We start from the raw sequence: 4,569 nt of genomic DNA, 5'->3' as shown, positions 1-4,569 counted from the left end.
GCGCCCGCAGCACCCAGCGCGCGAGCTCGGCGGCCGGCTCGCCCTCCACCTGCATCAGCAGGCCGGCGCCGAGCAGCGCGAACAGCGCCTGCGTCCCGACCTGGAACAGCATGTCGGCGAGGATCGAGGCGGCGGCGAGCGGCCCGGCGACGCCCCAGAAGGTCAACAGCCGGCCGCCGACCACGTCGCCCCCGACGGAGGCGACCGGCAGCAGCACGTTGATGCCCTCGCGCACGAAGCGCAGGGTGGCGAAGGCGGGAAGGCCGGCCGGCGACAGGCCGTTGAGGATGCGCTGCCAGGCGACCGCGCAGATCGTCACGATGGCCGCCCGCATCATCACCACGGCGGCCAGGCCCAGGAACCCGATCCGGCCGAACGCGTCGGCGACGGCTCCGAGGTCGTTGGTGGCGACGAGCCAGACGGCGAGGCCGAGGCCGAGCACGGTGCCGGCCAGCGGCAGGCGGCGCAGGATCGCCCGCGCGACCCCTGGCCGGCCCGCGCGGGAGGCCCCCGGCGCCGTCACGCGGCCGCGTCCCGATCGTCTCCGGCCTCCGGATCGTGCGACGGCGCGGCCGGTCTCCGGCACGGCAGCAGCTGGGCGGCGATCTCGGCCGCGGGCGCCACCGGGTCGATCAGCAGGATCCGCCCGCCCGCGACGCTGGCCCCGGTGGCGACGGCGACGAGGCGCTTCGGGCAGGGGCCGAGGCATCCGGTCTCGACGATCCGAAGCTTCGCTCCGGGCCGGGCCTGCTTCAGGCCGGCCTTCACCCGGTCGCGGATCGCCCGCTTGGGCAAGCCCTGGCGCTTGGCGCACTTCGTGCAGACCGCCACCACCTCGGAGAACTTCGCCTTCGCCGTTCGGACGGGTCGGGCAGATGCGACGTCGGCGGGATCCGTTTTCATCGCACATCGGGTAGGACGGGGACGGGCGGCGCGCAACCGCGGCGGATCGTGCCGGCCGCCGCAGGCCGCGCACCGCCGACGCCTTAAAAAGGGCCGAAAAGAACGGGATTGCGGCACCGCTCCGATCGCGAGCGGGCCTCGTCTCGAAAGCGAGCCGGCGAGGTCGCACGGCGCGGCCGTCTCCGTCACGGCGCGGTCGAACGAGCAGAGCGCAGGAAACCGGAACGGATGAGCGTCGACGAGGTCAGGCAAGGCGATCGACTCCGCGGCCTTCTGCAGGTCGCGCAGCGGTCTGTGACCGAGCTTCGGCGCGGTGCCGAGACGATCGAGCCGATCCGCGATCCGGCCCGGCGCTCGCTGGTCCAGCGCACCCGCGAGAGCCTCGCCTGGACCCGCCTGCCGGGCCTCAGCCCGGTCGACGCGGAGCCGAAGAGCTACGTCGCCCGGCTGGTCCAGCGCTTCAGCCTGTTCGTCCTGCTGCCGACCGCGGTCGTCGGGTTCTACCTGTTCGCGATCGCCTCGGACCAGTACATCGCCGAGGCGCAGTTCGCGGTGCGCGGCAACGTCGAGCCGATGGAGAACGTGTCGCTCGGCGAGTACACCAGCCTGATTCAGAAGCACAACAGCCAGGACAGCTACATCGTCCGGGACTTCATCAACAGCCAGGCGATGGTCGACGCCGTCGAGAAGAGCCTCGGCGTGTCGCAGATGTTCTCTCGCAAGGAAGCCGACTTCTGGGCGCGCTATCGCACGCCGCAGCCGATCGAGGAGCTGACGAAGTACTGGCAGGAGCACGTCCAGGCGCGGATCGACGCGATCTCGGGCGTGATCCAGCTGTCGGTCCGCGCCTTCACGCCGGAGGACGCCCTGGCGATCGCCAAGGACGTCGTCGCCCGCTCCGAGGTGCTGATCAACGAGATCTCGCGGCGCGCGCAGGCCGACATGGTCAAGCAGGCCGAGATCGATTCGGCGGCGGCGCAGGAGCGGCTGCGCAAGGCGACGCTCGACATCCAGCGCTACCGCAACCACTGGGGCATCATCGATCCGATCAAGTCGGCGGAGGGCACCCTGCTGACGATGATGACCCTGCGCAAGGAGAAGCTGAAGGCGGAGAACGACCTCCAGGTGCTGCGCGGCTCGAACCTCGACGAGAAGTCCCGCTCGATCCAGGTCCTCGCCGCGACGGTGGCGGCGATCGACAGCCAGATGAAGACGCTGCAGGACCAGCTGACCACCGACGGGGGCGCCGCCAGCGGCGCGACCATGACCAACGCGCTGCTCGAATACGAGGGCCTGATGGTCGAGCGCACTATCGCCGAGAAGCTCAACGAGATGGCGAACACGCTGCTCGACCGGGCGCGCGTCTCCGCCGGCAAGCAGCACATCTTCCTCACGGCCTTCGTGCCGCCGATGATCCCGACGGATTCGCTCTATCCCAAGCGCTGGCGCCAGCTTGCGGTGCTGTTCTTCTGCTTCGTCGTGCTGTGGAGCTCGGTGTCGCTGATCGTCGGCGGGATCAGGGACCAGCGGATCTGAGCGGGCGCAGCGCCCGATAGGGCCGGCCCGCATCCGGGTCCGGCCGCCCCCCCTCGAGCGGACCCGATCGCACGCCCATGCCGGACTTCTCCGACCTCGTCGCCCAGGCGATCAAGCCGACCATGAACCGGGCCGAGCGCGAGGCGGTCTACGGGGTGGTGCGGCAGGCGGTGCTGCGCCTGCGCGAGCGCGAGGGCATGGCGCCCGACGATCCCCGCCTCGCGATCCAGCATCACCTCGTCGAGGAGACGATCCGCGACGTCGAGGCCGACATCGCGCGCTTCGAGGCGATGCGGAAACTGGACGCGGCGCTCGCGGCGCAGACGCTCGCCCACAACGACGGCGGATCGGGGCGCCGCCGCTGAGGCGATACGCCGTCGCTCCCGCGTTGACCGGAGCGTTGGCCCCCTGTTTGCTGGTGGGACCTGCCGGCCGCGACGACCGGAGCCGAAGGCCTACCGATCCATGCCGTTGCCGCACCCGTCCGCCGAACCTCCGATCGCCCGCGATGCCCACGTCCGCGGCGCGGCCGCCGAGGACCGATCCACGGGCGGCCTGCCGGAGATCCGGCGCTTCGCCGACGAGATGACCGCCTGGCGGCACGACCTGCACGCCCATCCCGAGCTGCTCTACGACGTCACGCGCACCGCCGGCTTCGTCGCCGGCAAGCTCGCGGCCTTCGGCTGCGACGCGGTCGAGACCGGCATCGGCCGGACCGGCGTCGTCGGTGTGATCCGGGGCAGGGGAAACGGGGCCGGACACGGCGCGGGCCAAGCCGCCGCCCGCACCCTGGGCCTGCGCGCCGACATGGACGCCCTGCCGATCCAGGAGGTGCGCGACCTCGCCTACCGCTCGACCGTGCCGGGCAAGATGCACGCCTGCGGGCACGACGGGCACACCGCGATGCTGCTCGGCGCCGCGAAGTACCTCGCGGCCACCCGCAACTTCGACGGGACGGCGGTGCTGATCTTCCAGCCGGCGGAGGAGGGCGGCGGCGGCGGCGAGGCGATGGTCGAGGACGGGCTGATGGAGCGCTTCGGCATCGATGCGGTCTACGGGATGCACAACATCCCCGGCCTGGCGCTCGGATCCTTCGCGATCCGTCCCGGCCCGATCATGGCCTCGACCGACCGCTTCACCCTGACGATCGAGGGACGCGGCGGCCACGCCGCCCTGCCGCACAACGCGATCGACAGCGTCGTGGTGGCGAGCCACGTGGTGATCGCCCTGCAATCGATCGTGTCGCGCACCATCGACCCGCTGCAATCGGCCGTGGTCTCGGTCTGCGCGCTCGAAGCCGGCGAAGCCTTCAACGTGCTGCCGCAGACGGTGACGATGCGCGGCACCATGCGCGTGCTCTCGACCGCGGTGCGCACGGCGACGAAGGCGCGGATCGTGGCGATCGTCGAGCAGGTCTCGGCCGGGTTCGGCGCGGTCGGCAGCGTCGACTTCGGATCGAGCTACCCCGTGACCGAGAACCACCCGGCGGAAGCGGCCTTCATGGCCGACGTCGCCGCCGGCCTCGTCGGCGAAGCGCGGGTCGACCGCGCCGTCGCGCCGATGATGGCGGCCGAGGACTTCTCCTACATGCTCGGCCGGCGCCCCGGCGCCTACCTGTTCCTCGGCAACGGCGACAGCGCCGCGCTCCACCACCCGCACTACGATTTCTGCGACGCCGCCGCCCCGCTCGGCGCCTCGCTTTGGGCACGGCTGATCGAGACGGGGCTGCCGCTGGCGGGGTGAGACGTGGACGCGCAAGCGTCTCCGGGTCGCGGCTGTCGACGCGGGAAGATGAGAGCGCCGCCATTGCTCGATCATCGCGGTCGCGGCGACCGTCGCCGACACGCGCGCTGTTGTATATCTCGGCGCGCAGGCGCGTGCAGCCTCGTGACCACGCGGCGTGAGGATGTCGGGCATGCGGCAAGCCTGCATCGCGGGCGTCGTCCAGCTTCGCGAGCGGACCGTCGACCGCTACGGCCATCCGGTCGGCGACGAGACTTGACGCTGTTCGCCGAGACCGTACGCGAGGGGACGGGGTCCGATGCGCTCCTCGTCCGTCTCGGCGGCGAGGCGTTCGCCGCGCTCCTGCCCGGCTGCGACCGGCAGCAGGCGCTCGGCCGCGGCGCGGCG

The 4,569-nt window shown here is 71.9% G+C and carries 5 protein-coding genes; 3 read left to right on the top strand and 2 right to left on the bottom strand.

Features of this window, described 5'->3' with window-relative positions; genetic code table 11:
- Together FV230_RS25095 and FV230_RS31015 are read right to left on the bottom strand one after the other, a co-directional pair.
- Positions 1-523, bottom strand: a 523-nt coding sequence (locus FV230_RS25095; RefSeq protein ID WP_348642163.1) for a lysylphosphatidylglycerol synthase domain-containing protein, incomplete at its 3' end; no start/stop codon positions are given.
- Entirely contained in the window at positions 520-903 is a 384-nt protein-coding gene (locus FV230_RS31015) for a hypothetical protein (protein ID WP_246694992.1), read from the bottom strand. The genes FV230_RS31015 and FV230_RS25095, both read right to left, overlap by 4 nt.
- 228 nt (positions 904-1,131) lie before the next feature.
- Here FV230_RS31015 and FV230_RS25085 point away from each other — a divergent pair, with 228 nt between their 5' ends.
- From FV230_RS25085 to FV230_RS25075, 3 genes are all read left to right on the top strand, one after another.
- Complete coding sequence (locus FV230_RS25085; RefSeq protein WP_147844327.1) at positions 1,132-2,439, top strand: capsule biosynthesis protein; 1,308 nt, start codon at positions 1,132-1,134, stop codon at positions 2,437-2,439.
- A 77-nt stretch (positions 2,440-2,516) separates the two neighbouring features.
- The gene (locus FV230_RS25080; protein WP_147728782.1) at positions 2,517-2,804 is read left to right on the top strand and encodes a hypothetical protein; all 288 of its coding nucleotides are present in this window, start codon (positions 2,517-2,519) and stop codon (positions 2,802-2,804) included.
- 190 nt (positions 2,805-2,994) lie between these two features.
- Positions 2,995-4,182, top strand: coding sequence for a M20 aminoacylase family protein (locus FV230_RS25075; RefSeq protein ID WP_246694993.1), 1,188 nt, complete (start codon positions 2,995-2,997; stop codon positions 4,180-4,182).
- Positions 4,183-4,569: the final 387 nt, after the last annotated feature.

Source organism: Methylobacterium sp. WL6, from assembly GCF_008040095.1.
Classification (GTDB): domain Bacteria; phylum Pseudomonadota; class Alphaproteobacteria; order Rhizobiales; family Beijerinckiaceae; genus Methylobacterium.
Note: the sequence above shows the minus strand (reverse complement) of the source record. Positions and strands in the feature narration are given on the sequence as shown.

Excerpts from the sequence above, each read along its gene's own strand:
- FV230_RS31015 (WP_246694992.1), bottom strand. The coding sequence starts at position 903 with ATGAAAACGGATCCCGCCGACGTCGCATCTGCCCGACCCGTCCGAACG.
- FV230_RS25085 (WP_147844327.1), top strand. The coding sequence starts at position 1,132 with ATGAGCGTCGACGAGGTCAGGCAAGGCGATCGACTCCGCGGCCTTCTG.
- FV230_RS25080 (WP_147728782.1), top strand. The coding sequence starts at position 2,517 with ATGCCGGACTTCTCCGACCTCGTCGCCCAGGCGATCAAGCCGACCATG.